Genomic DNA, 17,163 nt, shown 5'->3' on the forward strand with positions numbered 1-17,163 from the left:
CATGCCCATCGACCGAACCCGGACCAAGATCAGAACGACCCCGCCCCATCAAACACAACCGGTGGATCGAGGCTTAGAGCCCGTGGCTTAGCACGAGGCCCAGCGAGAACAGCACGCTGTAACCCAGGTTGATCATGCCCGTCTGCTTCAGGACCGGGATCAGGCTCTTGCGCTTCCGGCCGTTGATCATCAGCCAAGAGGGCATCAGGCTGGCCGGGATCAGCAGCAGCACGATGAGCATCCACGGGCGCGACGGTGCCAGGACGATCACCAGCAGGATGGCCACGGCGAGCATCAGCACGTAGCTTTCGCGGGCGTGCTTGTCACCCAGCCGCACGGCCAGTGTCTTCTTGCCCGCCTGCATGTCCGTGGGGATGTCCCGGACATTGTTCGCCATCAGGAGCGCGCACGCGATCAGCCCGGTGCCTATTGCGCCGATGATGGCAGGCAGGCTGACCTGCCCCGCCTGCGTGTAGGTGGTGCCAAGGGTGGCCACCAGGCCGAAGAACACAAACACGAACACGTCGCCCAGGCCCATGTAGCCGTACGGGTTCTTGCCGCCGGTGTACCCCCAGGCCGCCAGGACGCAGCCGAGACCCACCAGGATCAGCCACCACGCCTGCGTGATGAGCACAAGCACCAGGCCGAACAGCATCGCCAGCCCGAACGCGGCGAACGCGGCGCGCTTCACCATCTCCGGCTTCGCAGCGCCGGAGCCCACCAGGCGGAGCGGGCCCACGCGGTCCTCGTCCGTGCCCCGGATGCCGTCCGAGTAGTCGTTGGCGTAGTTCACGCCCACCTGCAGCAGCAGGGCCACCAGCGCGGCCAGGATGGCGTTGACGGGCTTGAACGCGTCCATCTCGAAGGCCGCGGCAGTGCCGATCAGGACCGGTGCGATGGCAGCCGGCAGGGTGCGCGGTCGGGCGCCTTGGATCCATTGTGCGGCTGTAGCCACGGTCAGTACTCCGATTGGTTCGTTGTTCGGTTCAGCTTGGGAAGAGCTTTTCTATTTTCCCTGATGCAGGGCGTCCAGCAGAACGGTCATGCCGAGGCGGTCCGGTTTGCCGTTGGGCAGCATCATGAGTTCCCCGGCAGCCAGGACGGTTTTGGGCGCCAGGGCGCCCAGTGCATCGTGGCGCCGCGCGGTGAAGCCTTCGATGCCGGCGGGCGTGGCGTCGTCCACGGCGACGTAGGCCGCCACCGCCTGGCCCCATTCCTCCGACGGGACGCCGGCCACGAAGGCCGCCAGCACGCCGTCGAGCTTTTCCAGCTCTGCCTGCACGTGCGTGGCGGACACCTTGACGCCTCCGGTGATGATGACGTCGTCGACGCGGCCCAGCACGGTGAGCTTCCCGGTGGCGTCGATGGAGCCGAGGTCGCTGGTGCGGTACCAGCGGACGCCGTCCTCCTCGAAGAAGGCGTCGGCGGTGAGGGCGGGGTCGCCGAGGTAGCCGGCGGCGAGGGTGGCGCCGCCCAGCAGGATCCGGCCGTCCCCGTCCACGCGGGCGAGTACGTCCTCGAGCGGGAAGCCGTCGTAGACGCAGCCGCCGCAGGTTTCCGCGGAACCGTAGGTGGTGATCACACGCGCGCCGGCGTCGCGGGCCGCGGCGAGCAGTTCGGGCGACGCGGGGCCGCCGCCGAGCAGGATTCCGTTGAAGCGGCGGAGGGCGGCCAGCGTTTCAGCGGACGGGGCGTCCAGCAGCCGCTGCAGCTGCGTGGGCACCAGGGAGGTGAAGCGGATCTTGTCCGTGAGCTCCTGTGCAGCCGCGGTGAAGGCCTCCGGCGTGAAGCCGCCGGAGAGGTCCATGGCCCACGGCCGGGTGCCGGCGAAGAGGGAGCGCACCAGGACCTGTACCCCGGCCACGTACTGCGCGGGGAGGGCCAGCAGCCACTGGCCCTCGCCCTTGAGTGCGAAGGCGGTGGCCACGGAGGACGCCGCCAGGGCCTCCACCGTGAGGACCGTTGCCTTGGGCGTACCGGTGGAACCCGAGGTCCGCACCACCACGGCGGCGTCCTCGAAGCCCGGCGTTTCCACGGCGGAGACCACCAGGTTGCCGTCGGCGTCGGCGGAAAGCTCGACGGCGGGGCCCTCGCCGTGGAGGGCGTCCGCCAGCGCCTTGAGTGCAGGCTCGATGTTCGGAAGCTGGGAGGTCACAGGGGCTGCCTTCGTCAGTGGGGCGGGCTTTAGAAGTAGTACGGGAACTGGGACCAGTCGGGGTCCCGCTTCTCGAGGAAGGCTTCCTTGCCTTCCACGGCCTCGTCCGTCATGTAGGCCAGCCGGGTGGCTTCGCCGGCGAAGACCTGCTGCCCGGCCAGGCCGTCGTCGGCCAGGTTGAAGGCGAACTTGAGCATGCGGATGGCCTGCGGCGACTGCCGCGCGATGTCCGCCGCGTACTCCAGGGCGACTTCCTCGAGGCGTTCGTGGTCCACGGCCTCGTTGACTGCGCCCATCCGGACCATGTCCTCGGCAGAGTATTCGCGGGCCAGGAAGAAGATCTCGCGGGCGGCCTTCTGGCCGATCTGGCGGGCCAGCAGCGCGGAGCCGTAGCCGGCGTCGAAACTTCCCACGGTGGCGTCCGTCTGCTTGAACTTGCCGTACTGGCGGGAGGCGATGGTGAGGTCCGAGACGACGTGCAGCGAGTGCCCGCCGCCGGCGGCCCAGCCGTTGACGACGGCGATGACCACCTTGGGCATGGTGCGCATGAGCCGCTGGACTTCCAGGATGTGCAGCCTGCCGGCGCGGGCGGGATCGATGGTCTCCTTGGTTTCGCCGTCTGCTGCGTTCTGTACTACGTACCGATACCCGTCGCGGCCCCGGATGCGCTGGTCTCCGCCGGAGCAGAAGGAGTGCCCGCCGTCCTTGGGCGAGGGCCCGTTGCCGGTCAGCAGCACGGTGGCCACGTTGGGGGTCATGCGGGCGTGGTCCATGGCCCGGTAGAGCTCGTCCACGGTGCCCGGGCGGAAGGCGTTGCGGACCTCCGGGCGGTTGAAGGCGATGCGGACCGTGGGCAGGTCCCGCAGCACCGCGCCGTCCGAATCCCGCTCCACCTGCCGGTGGTAGGTCATGTCCTGGAAGTCGTCGAAGCCGGCCACGGTGCGCCACCGGGAGGGGTCAAAGACGTCGGATACCTTGGCTGGAAATACGTTGCTCACAGACCGAGTCTAGTAATCGCCTCAGCTGATGCAGAACTCGTTGCCTTCGGGGTCCGCCATGGTGTGCCATTCGTGCGGCCCCTGGCTGGCCGTCCAGAGGAACGTTGCGCCGCGTGCCTCCAGCTCTTTGCGCACCTCATCCTTGTCCCTTCCATCCAGGCGGACATCCCAGTGCACCCGGTTCTTGACGGTCTTTCCCTCGGGCGCGGTCTGGAACAGCAGCCGGCGTTCCGGAGCCTTGGCATCGATCTCTTCCGCCGGCCGGATGGCGGCCCCGGCCTCCCAGACCAGTTTGCCCTTGTGGGTTTTGGTCTCGGCTTCGGTGGCGTACCCCTGCTCGATCATGGACCGGATGAAGCCCTCGTCCTGCGGCTCCACGGCCCAGTCCAGTGTGTCCGCCCACCAGTCGGCAAGCTCGTGCGGGTTTTTGCAGTCGATGACGATCTGAATGTTGAGTCCCATTACCCAAAAGTACGACGGCGGCGGGCGCGGCGGTAGGGGGCGGACGGGTCCTAGGGCTGGACCTGCTGCAGCTGCTCCATCAGTTCGGGCGGGATGGCGTAGATGAACACCACTGCCAGCAGGTTCTTGGCGGCGTGCACGAAGTAGCTGAACATCAGGTTTTTCCCGGTCCACACGTACACGAACACCAGCGTGGCGCCCATGGCGAGGTACGGCATCAGCACGGGCAGGGTCAGCGTTTCCTGGCCCACGATGTGCAGGGCGGCGAAGAGGAAGGTGGACAGGACGCAGCACACCCAGATGTTGACGCGCCGGCTCAGCTTGCCGATCAGCAGGTGGCGGAAGATGTACTCCTCCACGAACGGGCCCACAATCACCAGCAGGGGCACGATCAGCCACGGCGATACCTGCTGCACGAGTGCCTGCACGTTGGCCTGGTTGGCGGAGCCCTGCACGGGTCCGGTCAGGGCCACCAGGATGGCGGTCAGGATCAGCATGGCCACCACTGCCACCGGGATCATGATGAGCGTGAACCACGGACGAGTGGCCAGCACGCGGAGGTCGCGGGAGGCGACGCGGCGGGCGGCGGCGACGGCCAGGATTCCCACGCCGCCGTAGAACAGCAGGTTCACCGAGTACACGGCCACGGTGGGGTCCGGGGACAGTTGCAGCAGCAACGGCTGCAGCAGCGGTCCGGCAACCGCAAAGAGCGCGGCGACGGCCACGTAGAGCCCCACGGTGGTGTAGTCGAGCGCGGAAAAACGGTAGAGCTCCGGCCGTGGCGCCGGGGAATTGCGGACAGCTGTTCCCATGTGTCCAGCCTAGCTGGCCAATGACTGCCGGCGTTGCAGCGGAGTTAGGGCGCCCGGTAGAATGTTCGGTATGCCTAAATTTCTGTTTCGGTGCGCCAAAGTAGTCCGCCGAACCGGTTTCCTCCGCTCTGCCGGAGCCGCCGTCGTCGCCGCTTTCCTCTTCCTGTCCCTGGCCGCCTGCGGGGGTGCCGCTCCCGGCCAGGGCCCCGGCGATGAGAAGCCCGTGGTGCTCACCACCTTCACCGTGCTGGCCGACGTCGCCCAGAACGTGGCAGGGGACAAGCTGCAGGTCGAATCCATCACCAAGGCCGGCGCCGAAATCCACGGCTACGAGCCCACGCCCGGCGACATCCGCAAGGCCTCGAAGGCGGACCTGATCCTGGACAACGGCCTGAACCTGGAAGCGTGGTTTGCCCAGTTCGTCGAGGGCCTGGACGTCCCGCATGCCGTGGTGAGCGAGGGCGTGAAGGTGATGTCCATCAGCGAGGACTCTTACCAGGGCAAGCCGAACCCGCACGCGTGGATGTCGCCCGTGAACGTGCAGATCTACGTGGACAACATGGTGAAGGCGTTCTCTAAGCTCGATCCGGACAATGCCGCCACGTTCGAGGCGAACGGTGCGGCCTACAAGGCCAAACTGCAGGCCGTGAAGGACGAGATGGTGCAGAAGCTCGCCACCGTCCCCGCGGCACAGCGTGCCCTGGTGACCTGCGAAGGCGCCTTCTCCTACCTGACCCGCGACGCCGGCCTCAAGGAGGTCTACATCTGGGCAGTCAACGCCGAACAGCAGGCCACGCCGCAGCAGATCGCCCGGGCCATCGAATTCGTCAAGGCCAACAAAGTCCCGGCCGTCTTCTGCGAATCCACGGTGTCCGACGCCCCCATGCGCCAGGTGGTGGGAGCCACGGGTGCAAAATTCGGCGGCGTGCTCTACGTTGACTCGCTGTCCGAGGCGGACGGCCCCGTGCCCACGTACCTGGACCTCATCCGGCACGACTCCAAACTCATCACCGAAGCACTGGTTAGTGCCCCGGCGGGTGCAGGATCATGAGCACTCCGGCCATCCTCGTTGAAAACGTCACCGTCCACTACGGCGAAGTCCTGGCGCTGGACGCGGCATCGCTCAGCCTGGACACCGCCCGGATCTGCGGCCTGATCGGCATGAACGGCTCCGGCAAGTCCACGCTGTTCAAGGTGATCATGGGAATGATCAAGCCCGACGCCGGCCGCGTGCTGATCCATGGCCAGTCACCGGCCAAGGCGCGCAAGGAGGGGGGAATCGGCTATGTCCCGCAGAGCGAGGACGTGGACTGGCAGTTCCCGCTGTCCGTCCGCGACGTGGTGATGATGGGCCGCTACGGGCACCAGGGCTTCACCCGCCGCCCCTCCAAGGCTGACCGCGCCGCCGTCGACCTCGCCCTGGACCGGGTGGAACTGTCCGAGTTCGCGAACCGGCAGATCGGCCAGCTGTCCGGCGGCCAGAAGAAGCGCGCGTTCGTGGCCCGGGGCATCGCCCAAGGTGCCACGATGATGCTCCTGGACGAGCCGTTCGCCGGCGTGGACAAGCGCTCCGAAGCCACCATCACCCGCCTGCTGCGGGAACTCGCCTCGGACGGCTGCACCATCCTCATCTCCACGCACGACCTCCACGCCCTGCCGCAGCTGTGCGACGAAGCCGTGCTGCTGATGCGCAAGGTCCTGATGCACGGCCCGCCCGAGGTGGTCCTGCAGCCCGAACACCTGGCCATGGCCTTCGGCCTGGACGTCCTCAACCGGGACCTTCCGGAGCAGGAAACTGCCAACCAGCGCCGCCTTTCCAAGCAACAGGACTGGAGCTAAGCCATGGACCTCTTCGACATCGTGCTGGAGCCATTGAGCTACGACTTCATGGTGCGCGCCATCATCACCACGGCGCTCGCCGCCGTGGTCTGCGCCGTCCTGAGCTGCTGGCTGGTGCTGATCGGCTGGTCGCTCATGGGTGACGCCGTTTCCCACGCCGTGCTGCCCGGCGTCGTGCTTGCCTACATCGTCGGCGCGCCGTTCGCCCTGGGGGCGCTGGTGTTCGCACTGATCGCCGTCACCCTGATCGGGGTGGTCCGGAACACCAGCCGGGTGAAGGAGGACGCGGCGATCGGCATCGTGTTCACCTCGCTGTTCGCCCTGGGCCTGGTGCTCATCTCCGTCACGCCCAGCCAGACCGACCTCAACCACATCATCTTCGGCAACCTGCTGGGCGTCAGCATCCCGGACCTCATCCAGGTGCTGGTGCTGGGTGTGGTGGCGTTCGCCATCCTGATCCTCAAGCGCCGCGACCTCACGCTGTACGCCTTCGACCCCGTGCACGCCCACGCCATCGGGCTGTCGCCCAAGCGGCTGGGAGCGTTGCTGCTGGGCCTGCTCGCGCTGACCTCCGTGGTGGCCCTGCAGACGGTCGGGGTGGTGCTGGTGGTGGCCATGCTGATCATCCCCGGGGCCACGGCGTACCTGCTCACCGACCGGTTCTCCCGCATGCTGGTGATCGCCCCGGTGGTCTCCGCAGTGTGCTCCATCGCCGGCATCTACCTGAGCTACTACCTGGACACCGCGTCCGGCGCCATGGTGGTGCTCACCCAGGGTGTGGTGTTCGCCGCCGTCTACCTGTTCAGCCCCCGCCAGGGGCTGATCGGCACCCGGCTGGCGAAGGCCCGCCGCAGGAAGGCAGTGGCGCTCGCCGCGTGAAGCGTACGACGGCGGCGCTTGACGCCGGGGGTCCGGCCGGGCAGGCTGGAGCGATGAAGTCCTAACCAGCAGCGCCCATTTCCCGGACCCCGTTAGGACTTCCCTTGACTGAACACCTTTCCCTGACCGGCGTCACCCATGGCTACGGTGACCGCCAGCTTTTTGCTGCCGTCGACCTCACGATTGGCGCCGGCGAGCACGTGGCCGTCGTCGGCGAAAACGGAGCCGGCAAATCAACCCTGCTGCGCATCCTGGCCGGTCTAGAGCCGCCGAATCAAGGCACGGCCGCCAGCCACGGACGCATCGGGTACCTCGCCCAGACCACCGGCCTGCCGGCATCCTTCACGGTGGGCAACGCCATCGATGAGGCGCTGGCCTCACTCCGCGCCGTCGAGGCCGAGCTGGACAGCCTGGAATCCGGCCTGGCCGATGCGGACGAGGAGCAACTGGAGCGCTACGGCAACCTGCAGACCGAATACCAGCTCCGCGAAGGCTACGCGGCGGAGTCGCGCGTGGAAGCGGCACTGGACCGGCTGGGCCTGGGCGGACTGGACCGGCAGCGGACGCTGGGTTCGCTTTCCGGAGGGGAGCAGCACCGGGTGGCGCTGGCCTGCGTGCTGGCTGACCCCGCGGACATCCTCCTGCTGGACGAGCCCACCAACCATTTGGACACGAGCGGCACTGCCTGGCTCGAGGCGCGGCTGGCCGCCCACCGGGGGACCGTCGTCGTGGTTTCCCATGACCGGGCGCTGCTGCGCAAGGTGGCCGTTTCCGTCATCGAAGTGGACGCCGAACGGTGCGCTGTCAACCGCTACGGGAACGGTTACGAAGGGTACCTGCGGGAGAAGGCGGCCGAGCGTGAACGCTGGGTGCAGCAGTACCGCGGCTGGCTCCATGCCATGGCCGCAGAACGCCTGCAGGCGGACACCGTGGCCGGGAAAATGGGCTACGCCCGCCGGCGCGACGGCGACAAGATGGGCTTCGACTTCAAGGCCGGCACCTGGCAGCAGGCAGCCAGCAGCAAGGTCCGCAACGCCCAGGAGCGGCTCCGCCGGCTCGAGGCCAACCCAGTGGACCGCCCGCCGGTTCCCCTGAAGCTGGCGGTGGACCTCCAGGGCGGGTCCGACGGCGCTGCCCTGGACGCCCCCGCCCTGGAGGCGCGCGGCGTGGAAGTTCACGGCCGGCTGGAACGGACCGATTTCCGGGTGGAGGCCGGCCAGAAGATCCTGATCACGGGTCCGAACGGCGCCGGCAAATCCACGCTGCTGTCCGTCCTTGCGGGAACCCTGGAACCCGATGCGGGCACCGTGGTGCGGCACGGCCGGATCGGCTACCTGCAGCAGGAACTGGAGCCGCCGCAGCGCCCGGGGCAGCGGCTGCTCCCGGCCTTCGTCTCCGGCCTGGGCGGGAACATCGACGAACATGCGGAGGCTCTGCTGCGGCTGGGCCTCTTCCGGACCACCGAATTCCACGTGCCCGTGGGCAGCCTGTCCGCCGGGCAGCAGCGCAGGCTCGCCCTGGCCCGGCTGCTGCTGGGCGGCTTCGGCACGATGCTCGTGGACGAACCCACCAACCACCTGGCGCCCGTCCTGGTGGAGCAGCTGGAAACGGCCCTTTCGGAATTCGGCGGAACGCTGATCATGGTGAGCCACGACCGCGCGCTGGGGGAGTGGTTCAGCAAATGCGCCGCACGGGAAGGCGCCGGCGGGAGCTGGCTCCGGTACGCCATGCGGGACGGCGCGCTCGTCTAGCTTCGCGTCGTTTGCGGGGCGCGGAAGCAGCCCGGAAAACGGTGAGGTTTGCGTTAAAGGATCGTTACGCCGCACGCGCCGGGCCGAAACAACTGCGGAGCAGGATGGAAGGGAGTCAGTGATTCCCACGCTCAAGTAGCACCCGCGCGCTCAGCCGCCGGGCCTACCCAGCCGGCCGAAAGGATCCCTCCCATGATCACCAAGAACCTTTTCCTGCAGGGCGTTTTCCCCTTCGAAGGAGCGGGCCTCGACAAGCCCGCCCCCATCCACCGGGAGCTTGCCCACTTCGTTCCGGACGGAATCATCAACCAGACCCTCTACTTCCGGGGCGGGAACTCCAGTTCCGAGCTGATCACCGTGGTCCTGATGCGCGACGGCGTGCCCATGCGGTATTTCCCCATCGGCGCCAAGAGCGACGTCCACGTGCCGCTCCGCGTGGTGGAGGACATCGAGGGCGGCTCGGTGATTGAGGTGTTCCTGCTGGCGGCCGAGGGCGTGGCGGGCTTCGTCGTGATTGACCTGGGCATGGTGGAACACTGATGACCGCCGTCACAGACAAGACGCAGCCCACGTCCCAGCACAAAGGACAGCACAAAGCCCAGCACAGGTTGCCCGGCCCTGTTCCCGCGTCGAAGGGCAAGCGGCCGCCCGGAACACGGGACGCCCGCCGTCGGCTGGTGGTGATCGGCAACGGCATGGCCGGTGCCCGGGCCGTGGAGGAAATCCTTGCCCGCGGCGGCGCCGAGCAGTTCACCATCACCATGTTCGGCGACGAGCCCTACGGCAACTACAACCGGATCATGCTCAGCCACGTCCTCTCCGGCGAGGAAAGCGACGCGGACATCTTCCTGAACTCCCTGCACTGGTACCAGGACAACAACATCACGCTGCACGCCGGGGTGCGGGTGGAACGGATCGACCGGTTCACCAAATACGTCTTCGCCAACAACGGCCACGTAGTCCCGTATGACGTGCTGATCATCGCTACCGGCAGCCAGTCGTTCATGCCGCCCATGGACGGCCTGTATACCCCTAGCGGCTCCATCAAGCCCGGGGTCTTCACGTTCCGCACCATCGATGACACCCGCAACATGGTGAAGCACGCGCAGGACGAAGGCCATCCCTCGGACAGGCGACGCAGGGCCGTGGTGATCGGCGGCGGCCTGCTGGGGCTCGAAGCCGCGCGCGGGCTCCAAAGCCACGGCATCGACGTGGACGTGGTGCACTCCGGCGGGCACCTCATGAACGCCCAGATGGGGCCCGACGGCGGCGCGATCCTGCGCCGGAGCGTCGAAGCGCTCGGGATCCGGGTGCATACCGGCAGCCGCACCACCGCGGTCCTGGGCACGGACAAGGTCACCGGCGTCCGGCTGCGGGACCGGCCGGACATCGACTGCGACATGGTGGTGGTGGCCGCCGGAATCCGCCCGAACGTGGATGTCGCCGTCCTCAGCGGACTGCATGTGGAACGCGCCATCGTGGTGGACGACCAGCTGCGCGTGGTGGACGAGGACGACATCTATGCCGTGGGGGAATGCGTCCAGCACCGCGGCGAGGTCTACGGCCTGGTGGCCCCTCTCTGGGAGCAGGCCGTGGTGCTCGCCAACCACGTCACGGGCGCGGACTCTGCCGCGGCGTACCTTGGCTCCCGGATCGCCACGAAACTCAAGGTTGCCGGCGTCGAGGTCGCTTCCATGGGCCTGCAGGGCCCGGAACGGGAGACGGACGAACACATCGTGTTCTCCGAGCCCAGCCGCGGGGTGTTCAAGTCCATCGTCATCCGGGACAACAAGATGGTGGGCGCCACGCTCCTCGGTGACAGCCGCAAGGTGGCCTACCTGACCCAGGCCTTCGACAAGGGGCTGCCCCTGCCGGAGGAGCGGATCGTGCTGATGTTCGACCTGGGCGGTCCCGGGGAGGAACAGGGCGTGGCCGAGCTCAACGACGACGCCCAGGTGTGCAACTGCAACGGCGTCAGCAAGAAATCCCTGGTGGATGTGGTCAAAGGCGGGTGCAACACCGTGGCCGGCGCCATGGACGCCACGCGGGCCGGCAAAGGCTGCGGTTCCTGCAAGCTGCTGGTAAAGCAGGTGGTGGAATGGGCGGCCGACGGCGACGTGGCGGAGGACCCGGCCGCCAGCTATTACGTCCCGGGCATCCCGCTGGACAAGGCCTCGCTGATGGCGGCCATCCGCAAGCAGGGGCTCCGCTCGGTGTCCTCCGTGTTCGCCGCCCTGGCACCGGGCAGCGCGGAGGACGCGAAATCGAAGATGGGCCTGGCGTCGCTGATGAAGATGATGCTGGCGGACCAGTACATCGACGAGCGGGACGCCCGGTTCATCAACGACCGCGTGCACGCGAACATCCAGCGGGACGGCACGTTCTCCGTGGTGCCGCAGATGAAGGGCGGCGTGACCTCCGTGCAGCAGCTGCGCCGGATTGCCGACGTCGCCGAGAAGCACAACATCCCGCTGATCAAGCTCACCGGCGGGCAGCGCATCGACCTGCTGGGTGTTCCCAAGGAAGACCTGCCGCAGGTCTGGGCGGACCTGGACATGCCGTCCGGCTACGCCTACGGGAAGAGCTTCCGCACGGTCAAGACGTGCGTGGGCAAGGACTTCTGCCGTTACGGGACCGGCGATTCCACCAGGCTGGGCATCGACATCGAGTCGCGGTTCCAGGGCATCGAGGCGCCGGCCAAACTGAAGCTTGCGGTGTCCGGCTGCCCGCGGAACTGCGCCGAGTCGCTGGTCAAGGACGTGGGCGTGGTGGCCGTGGAAGGCGGCCGCTGGGAAATCTATGTCGGGGGAGCGGCCGGCGCCCACATCCGCAAAGGCGACCTGCTGGCCACCGTCGATGACCCGGGGGAGGTCAAACTGCTGACGGGCCGGTTCATGCAGTACTACCGGGAGAACGCCAACTGGCTGGAGCGGACGTATTCGTTCGTGCCGCGGGTGGGCATCGACCACATCCGGGCTGTCGTGGTGGACGATGCCGAGGGCCTTGCCGACGGGTTGGACGCCGCGATGCAGGCCTCCGTGGACAGCTATGTGGATCCGTGGACTGAACGCGACGATCCGCTGACGCCCGGGCAGTTCCGCACCTCGCTGCCGCTGACGGTTCTTCCCCAGGTGCCGGTCCGATGAACGCGGGCTTCAACCTGGGCCCGGTGGACCAGATCCCCTTCGGTGAGGGGCGGGCCTTCGGCGTCGACGGGGAGCAGGTGGCGGTGTTCCGGCTCCGCGATGGGAGCCTTCGGGCGCTGTCCGCCGTGTGCCCGCACAAGGGGGGCCCGATCGCGGACGGCACCATCGACCAGGACCAGGTCCTGTGCCCGCTGCACCAAAACGCCTTCAGCCTGGACACCGGCTGTTCCACCACCGGCGCCGAACCTCTGACCAGCTACGACGTCCAAATGGACAATCATCAGAATATTATTCTGCGAACCGCGGCGAGGTAGATGAATTTATTCGGCATATCTCCTTTCAACTGTTGTCTGCGTCACTGACGGTTCCGCCGGGCTTGTAAACTGGGGAGGCCGCGCGAACTTCGACGCCTGCGAGTTTTGCTCCGGATAATTGCCCCAACCGGGGGATAAACCCGAATTATCCGAATCTAAGCTCCGCGTTACTGAGCCGGCCATCCCCCGACCCACAAGGAACAGTTGTGCCACAAAGTACCCCCACAGAACTCGTGAGCCCGCCGGCGCAATCCGCCGTCGTCGACTCCACCCTCAGCGCCGAGGGCTACAAGAAGTCCCTGAGCGGCCGCCAGGTCACCATGATCGCCATGGGCGGCGCCATCGGCGTCGGCCTCTTCATGGGTGCCGGCGGACGCCTGGCCTCCACCGGCCCCGCGCTGATCTTCTCCTACGCCATTGCCGGCGTCATCGCGTACCTGCTGATGCGCGCGCTCGGCGAACTCATCATGTACCGCCAGACGTCGGGTTCCTTCGTCAGCTACGCCGGCGAAATGTTCGGCAAGAAGGGCGCGTACCTGTCCGGCTGGATGTACTTCATCAACTGGGCCATGACCGGCATCGCCGAGCTCATCGCGATCGGACTGTACTTCCAGTTCTTCTTCCCCAACGTGCCCGTTGAACTGTCGGCCATCGCAGCACTGCTGCTGCTGGTGGGCGTCAACCTCCTGAGCGTCAAGGCGTTCGGCGAATTCGAATTCTGGGCCTCCTGCCTCAAGGTCGGCGCCATCGTGATCTTCCTGGCCGTGGGCACCTTCATGGTGGTTACCAACGCCCAGGTGGGCGACGGCCACGCATCGGTCAACAACCTCTTCGCGGCCGAAGGCGGAATGTTCCCCAAGGGCGCACTCGTCATGATCCTGGTCCTGAACGCCGTGATCTTCGCCTACAACGGCATCGAGCTCGTCGGCATTACGGCCGGCGAAATGCAGGACCCCGCCAAGGAAGTGCCCAAGGCGATCCGCGCCGTCGTGTTCCGCATCGTGGTGTTCTACGTCGGCTCCGTGACGCTGCTGGCCATGCTGCTGCCGTCTGACCAGTACGTGGCCGGCACCTCGCCGTTCGTCACCGTGTTCGGCCAGATGGGCCTGGGCTGGATGGGCGACGTCATGAACATGATCGTCATCACCGCCGCACTGTCCTCCTGCAACTCGGGCCTGTACTCGATCGGCCGGATCTTCCGCACCATGGCCAACAACGGCCACGCCCCGGAATGGCTGACCCGGATGTCCAAGAGCCACGTGCCGTACGCCGCCATCCTGGCCATCGGCGCCGTGTACCTCGTCGGGATCCTGCTGAACATCTGGCTGGGCGGCTCGCACGCGTTCGACCTTGCCCTCAACTCCGCCTCGATCGGCGTGATCTTCACGTGGGGCGCCATCTTCGCCAGCCAGATCGCGCTGCGCAAGAAGAAGGGCAAGGTTTCCTCGCTGCCTGCGCCCGGCGGAACCTGGAGCAGCTGGGCCGGCCTGGTTGCCCTGCTGGCCATCACGGTGTTGATCGGCTTCGACACCATGACCAGCAAGTCCGGCGAGGTCTTCCACCTGGGCCTCTGGACCTTGGCCACCATCCCGTTCTTCGCCCTGGTGCTGTGGCTCGGCTGGCAGAAGGTCCGGAACAACGAACCGAAGAGCGAGCTCTTCAGCTAACGCTTTTCACCCAAGCAGTACGCGCCCAAGCAGTAGGCGCCCAAGCAGTACGACGACGGCGGCGGTCACCTTCCAAGGCGGCCGCCGCCGTCGTCGTCCCCGTCTTTTGAGCGCCCGGGGGAAGCGCGAGCGGACACTTGAGGCCCCCGGAGGAGCGCGAGCGGACACTTGAGCCCCCCGGAGGAGCGCGAGCGGACACTTGAGCCCCTGGTGCAGGGCCATAACTGTCCGTTCGCGCTGAGTGGTCAGGCCTTAAGGTGCCGGGCGAAGTGGTCTTCGATCCGCTGCCAGGCCTCCGCCGCCGCTTCCGGGTCCGGTTTGACGCCCATGACGCGGAAGAGCGGGCGCAGCACGCGGGGTCCTTCCTCGGCGTCGTTCATGAACGCGTGTCCGGCGCCGTCGAATTCCTTGATGTCGTGTTCGATGCCCAGCTTGTCCAGTGCGGTTTCCAGTTTCGCAGCCGCGCCCGGCAGGGAGCGGTCCGCCTTGCCGAAATTGCCCACCACGGGACAGGCGCCGAGCAGCGCTTCTTCCGGGTTCTTGGGCAGCCTGCCGTAATTGACGGCCGCGGCGTCGAAACCGTCCTTGGCGATCAGCAGGGCGAAGCCGCCGCCCATGCAGAAGCCGATGACGCCGATCTTGCCGTTGGTGCGCCCCGATTCCTCCAGCCAGTCCCGCGCCGCGGCGAGGTCCGCGAAGGCCTTACCCGAGCCGGACAGGAGCGAACGCATGGTGGCGACCAGGCAGCGCCGCGGTCCGCCGTCGCTGAAGAGGTCCACCGCCAGGGTCAGGTACCCGGCGGCTGCCAGCCGGTCCGCCTGGCGCCGCGCGATGTCGTTGAGGCCGAACGCCTCATGGATCATCAGGACGGCGGGAAACGGCCCGGTCCCGGATGGCTCCGCAAGGTAGCCGCGCAGGTGCGGCGAGCCGACGGCGGAAGTTCCGCCGTGAGGGGCGCCTGCGAGGGTGCCCGCGCCGCTGAGGTCAATGATCGTCATGGGGCGGACCTTCCGTTGGCGGTTGCTGTCCACCCGAGAATCTCACAAAAACGGCGGGCATCCCCCAAAGGAATGCCCGCCGCGTTGCCCGTGGCAGCTGCCGAAGCCGCCGCCTGGGATGCTCTAGTCTCTTTTGAACTCGTCCTTCACGTTTTCGCCAACTTTCTTGGCGTCAGCAACAACCTGGTCCTTCTGACCCTCTGCGCGCAGATGGTCATTGTCCGTGGCGTTGCCGGCCGCTTCCTTGGCCTTGCCGCCGAGGTGCTCTGCTTCGTTCTGAATTTTGTCGCCGATACCCATGGTGTATTCCACCTCTCGTTGCCGGTAAAAAAACTAAGCGGTTTCACCATAACACAAAGCATGCTTACTAATTCAAGGAATAAGTCCATGAGTTAGGCAAGGTCCATCCGGCGTCGTCCCGTGACGGTTGTCGGCGCTGCCGGATAGGCTCGGGGCATGGACCACAAGACCACCCTCGCCCGTCACGTCAACGCCAGCCCGGACAAAGTGTGGGCCGTGATCTCGGACATCCCGGGCTCCGCCGCCACCCTGTCCGGAGTCGACTCCGTCCAGATGCTCAGCGAGGGCGGATACGGCGAAGGCACCCGGTGGAAGGAAACCCGCACCATGATGGGCCGGGCCGAAACCGTGGAAATGTGGGTGTCCCAGGCCGAACCGCCGTCGGCCGCCAGGGCCGGCACCACAACCGTCAAGGCGCTCCAGGGCGGCGCGGACTACACCACGCGGTTCATTCTTGCCGAGCGCGACGGCGGGACGGACCTGACTTTGACCTTCGGCGCCGAGGTGGTCAAGCCCACGCTCCTGAGCAAAGTCGCGATGGCCCTCTTCGGCAGGATCGGCATGAGCATGACCAGGAAAATGCTGGCCAGGGACCTGTCCGAGATTGCTGCGAAGGCCGAGTCCCTCTGATGGCGGGCAGGCCCGCCGCAGGAAGTGGTACCGCAGGAAAAGCGCCCAAGGTGACGGCGCCGCGGCTCTCGCCGGTCCGGCTTGAAGAGCTCCGCGATGAGCCGTCCCCGGATTTCCAGCGCGGCGAAAGGTACGACGGCGTCAGGTTCAGCCGCGCTGACGCCGACGGACTCGAGCTGAGCGGCACTGACTTCGCCGAGTGTGAATTCGAAGGCGCCTCCTTCAACGAAACGCAGCTCCGCGGCGCCAGCTTCCGGGACTGCGTCCTGGCCGACGTCTACGCCCCCGTGTTTACCGCCGCGCGGGCCACGCTCCGCGACGTCGAGATCGGCAATCCACGGTGGGGTTCGGCGGAACTGTACGAGAGCGGCTGGACGTCGGTGCGGATCGACGGCGGCAAGCTGGACTACGTCAACCTCCGCGGCTCAAGGCTGACGGACGTGCAGATCAGCGACTGCATCATCAACGAGCTGGACCTTGGCTCCGTGACGGGTACACGCGTGGCCCTGAAGAACTGCACCATCGGCACCCTGGACCTGGCCGGTGCGAAGTTCAAGGACTTCGACCTGCGCGGCACTGACTTCCGCACCATCAGCGGACTCGAGAGCCTGGCCGGCGTGGTGATCGACGACTACCAGCTGAGCCTGCTGGCACCGCTCCTGGCAGCCCATCTCGGCATCACTGTCCTCTAGCCTCCAGACTGGCGGCTGGCGAGTTCCTGCGTAACCCGGTTGACCCCTTGCGGCCGCAGTGTAATCTTTATAGAACGAACGGTCGGTAAATTAGGCCCCGAGCTCTTGCCGCCGCAGATGACATTGCCGTTAATCGCGTGAAGGGTGTTTCCATGGCCTCAGCAGTAGCAGGACCGCAGGCATTTCTGGTGGGCGGTGCCCGGACACCGGTGGGCCGTTACGGAGGAGCGCTCTCCGCGGTCCGCCCGGATGACCTCGCCGCCCTCGTGGTCCGCGAGGCCGTCACCCGCGCAGGCCTTGACCCCGATACCATCGACGAGGTGATCCTCGGCAACGCCAACGGCGCCGGCGAGGAAAACCGCAACGTGGCCCGCATGGCCACCCTGCTGGCAGGCCTGCCCCTCCACATCCCCGGCATCACCGTCAACCGGCTGTGCGCCTCGGGCCTGAGCGCCATCATCATGGCCAGCCAGATGATCAAGTCCGGTGCAGCTGACATCGTGATCGCCGGCGGCGTCGA

At 67.0% G+C, this 17,163-nt stretch carries 18 protein-coding genes; 11 read left to right on the top strand and 7 right to left on the bottom strand.

Translation table 11 applies throughout. The annotated features are described in order from the left end of the window. Positions 1-73: 73 nt before the first annotated feature. Genes PV761_RS23130 through PV761_RS23150 form a run of 5 tightly spaced genes read right to left on the bottom strand, consistent with a single transcriptional unit; the run spans position 74 to position 4,427 of the window. On the bottom strand, positions 74-955 hold the full coding sequence (locus PV761_RS23130; RefSeq protein ID WP_028270000.1) for a 1,4-dihydroxy-2-naphthoate polyprenyltransferase: 882 nt from the start codon (positions 953-955) through the stop codon (positions 74-76). A 51-nt stretch (positions 956-1,006) separates the two neighbouring features. Beyond that, on the bottom strand, positions 1,007-2,155 hold the full coding sequence (locus tag PV761_RS23135) for an AMP-binding protein (protein ID WP_347899895.1): 1,149 nt from the start codon (positions 2,153-2,155) through the stop codon (positions 1,007-1,009). 29 nt (positions 2,156-2,184) lie between these two features. Beyond that, positions 2,185-3,153, bottom strand: coding sequence for a 1,4-dihydroxy-2-naphthoyl-CoA synthase (locus PV761_RS23140; RefSeq protein WP_347899896.1), 969 nt, complete (start codon positions 3,151-3,153; stop codon positions 2,185-2,187). A 21-nt stretch (positions 3,154-3,174) separates the two neighbouring features. Beyond that, on the bottom strand, positions 3,175-3,615 hold the full coding sequence (locus PV761_RS23145) for a VOC family protein (protein WP_028270003.1): 441 nt from the start codon (positions 3,613-3,615) through the stop codon (positions 3,175-3,177). Between the two features lie 50 nt (positions 3,616-3,665). Beyond that, the gene (locus PV761_RS23150) at positions 3,666-4,427 is read right to left on the bottom strand and encodes a lysostaphin resistance A-like protein (RefSeq protein ID WP_347899897.1); all 762 of its coding nucleotides are present in this window, start codon (positions 4,425-4,427) and stop codon (positions 3,666-3,668) included. A gap of 70 nt (positions 4,428-4,497) precedes the next feature. Here PV761_RS23150 and PV761_RS23155 point away from each other — a divergent pair, with 70 nt between their 5' ends. From PV761_RS23155 to PV761_RS23190, 8 genes are all read left to right on the top strand, one after another. After that, complete coding sequence (locus PV761_RS23155) at positions 4,498-5,478, top strand: metal ABC transporter substrate-binding protein (protein WP_028270005.1); 981 nt, start codon at positions 4,498-4,500, stop codon at positions 5,476-5,478. Beyond that, complete coding sequence (locus PV761_RS23160) at positions 5,475-6,266, top strand: metal ABC transporter ATP-binding protein (protein ID WP_028270006.1); 792 nt, start codon at positions 5,475-5,477, stop codon at positions 6,264-6,266. Before PV761_RS23155 ends, PV761_RS23160 begins: the two co-directional genes overlap by 4 nt. A gap of 3 nt (positions 6,267-6,269) precedes the next feature. Next, positions 6,270-7,145 carry a metal ABC transporter permease gene (locus PV761_RS23165; RefSeq protein WP_347899898.1) on the top strand — a complete coding sequence of 292 codons (876 nt, stop codon included), beginning with the start codon at positions 6,270-6,272 and terminating at the stop codon, positions 7,143-7,145. Between the two features lie 104 nt (positions 7,146-7,249). Next, positions 7,250-8,896, top strand: coding sequence for an ABC-F family ATP-binding cassette domain-containing protein (locus tag PV761_RS23170; RefSeq protein ID WP_347899899.1), 1,647 nt, complete (start codon positions 7,250-7,252; stop codon positions 8,894-8,896). A gap of 192 nt (positions 8,897-9,088) precedes the next feature. Further along, on the top strand, positions 9,089-9,436 hold the full coding sequence (locus PV761_RS23175) for a hypothetical protein (protein WP_028270009.1): 348 nt from the start codon (positions 9,089-9,091) through the stop codon (positions 9,434-9,436). Beyond that, positions 9,436-12,042, top strand: a complete 2,607-nt coding sequence (nirB, locus tag PV761_RS23180) for a nitrite reductase large subunit NirB (protein ID WP_347899900.1) — start codon at positions 9,436-9,438, stop codon at positions 12,040-12,042. Before PV761_RS23175 ends, nirB begins: the two co-directional genes overlap by 1 nt. Beyond that, entirely contained in the window at positions 12,039-12,356 is a 318-nt protein-coding gene (locus PV761_RS23185) for a Rieske 2Fe-2S domain-containing protein (RefSeq protein ID WP_347899901.1), read from the top strand. The genes nirB and PV761_RS23185 overlap by 4 nt, the downstream gene beginning before the upstream one ends. 206 nt (positions 12,357-12,562) lie before the next feature. Further along, a complete protein-coding gene (locus tag PV761_RS23190; RefSeq protein WP_028270012.1) occupies positions 12,563-14,023 on the top strand; it encodes an amino acid permease in 1,461 nt (486 codons plus the stop codon). A 245-nt stretch (positions 14,024-14,268) separates the two neighbouring features. Here PV761_RS23190 and PV761_RS23195 read toward each other — a convergent pair whose 3' ends face one another. Continuing rightward, complete coding sequence (locus PV761_RS23195) at positions 14,269-15,021, bottom strand: dienelactone hydrolase family protein (RefSeq protein ID WP_347899902.1); 753 nt, start codon at positions 15,019-15,021, stop codon at positions 14,269-14,271. 123 nt (positions 15,022-15,144) lie between these two features. Further along, positions 15,145-15,321: a CsbD family protein gene (locus PV761_RS23200; protein ID WP_347899903.1), complete on the bottom strand. Its 177-nt coding sequence runs from the start codon at positions 15,319-15,321 to the stop codon at positions 15,145-15,147. 156 nt (positions 15,322-15,477) lie between these two features. On the opposite strand from PV761_RS23200, the gene PV761_RS23205 reads away from it, so the two are divergent. The 3 genes from PV761_RS23205 to PV761_RS23215 form a co-directional block, all read left to right on the top strand. Then, positions 15,478-15,951 carry an SRPBCC family protein gene (locus PV761_RS23205; protein WP_347899904.1) on the top strand — a complete coding sequence of 158 codons (474 nt, stop codon included), beginning with the start codon at positions 15,478-15,480 and terminating at the stop codon, positions 15,949-15,951. Further along, a complete protein-coding gene (locus PV761_RS23210; RefSeq protein ID WP_347899905.1) occupies positions 15,951-16,643 on the top strand; it encodes a pentapeptide repeat-containing protein in 693 nt (230 codons plus the stop codon). The genes PV761_RS23205 and PV761_RS23210 overlap by 1 nt, the downstream gene beginning before the upstream one ends. A 152-nt stretch (positions 16,644-16,795) precedes the next feature. Continuing rightward, positions 16,796-17,163: beta-ketoacyl synthase N-terminal-like domain-containing protein (locus tag PV761_RS23215; RefSeq protein WP_347899906.1), on the top strand; the 368-nt coding region annotated here is incomplete at its 3' end.

The sequence above is a fragment of the Arthrobacter sp. CC3 genome, assembly GCF_039907775.1.
Lineage (GTDB): Bacteria > Actinomycetota > Actinomycetes > Actinomycetales > Micrococcaceae > Arthrobacter.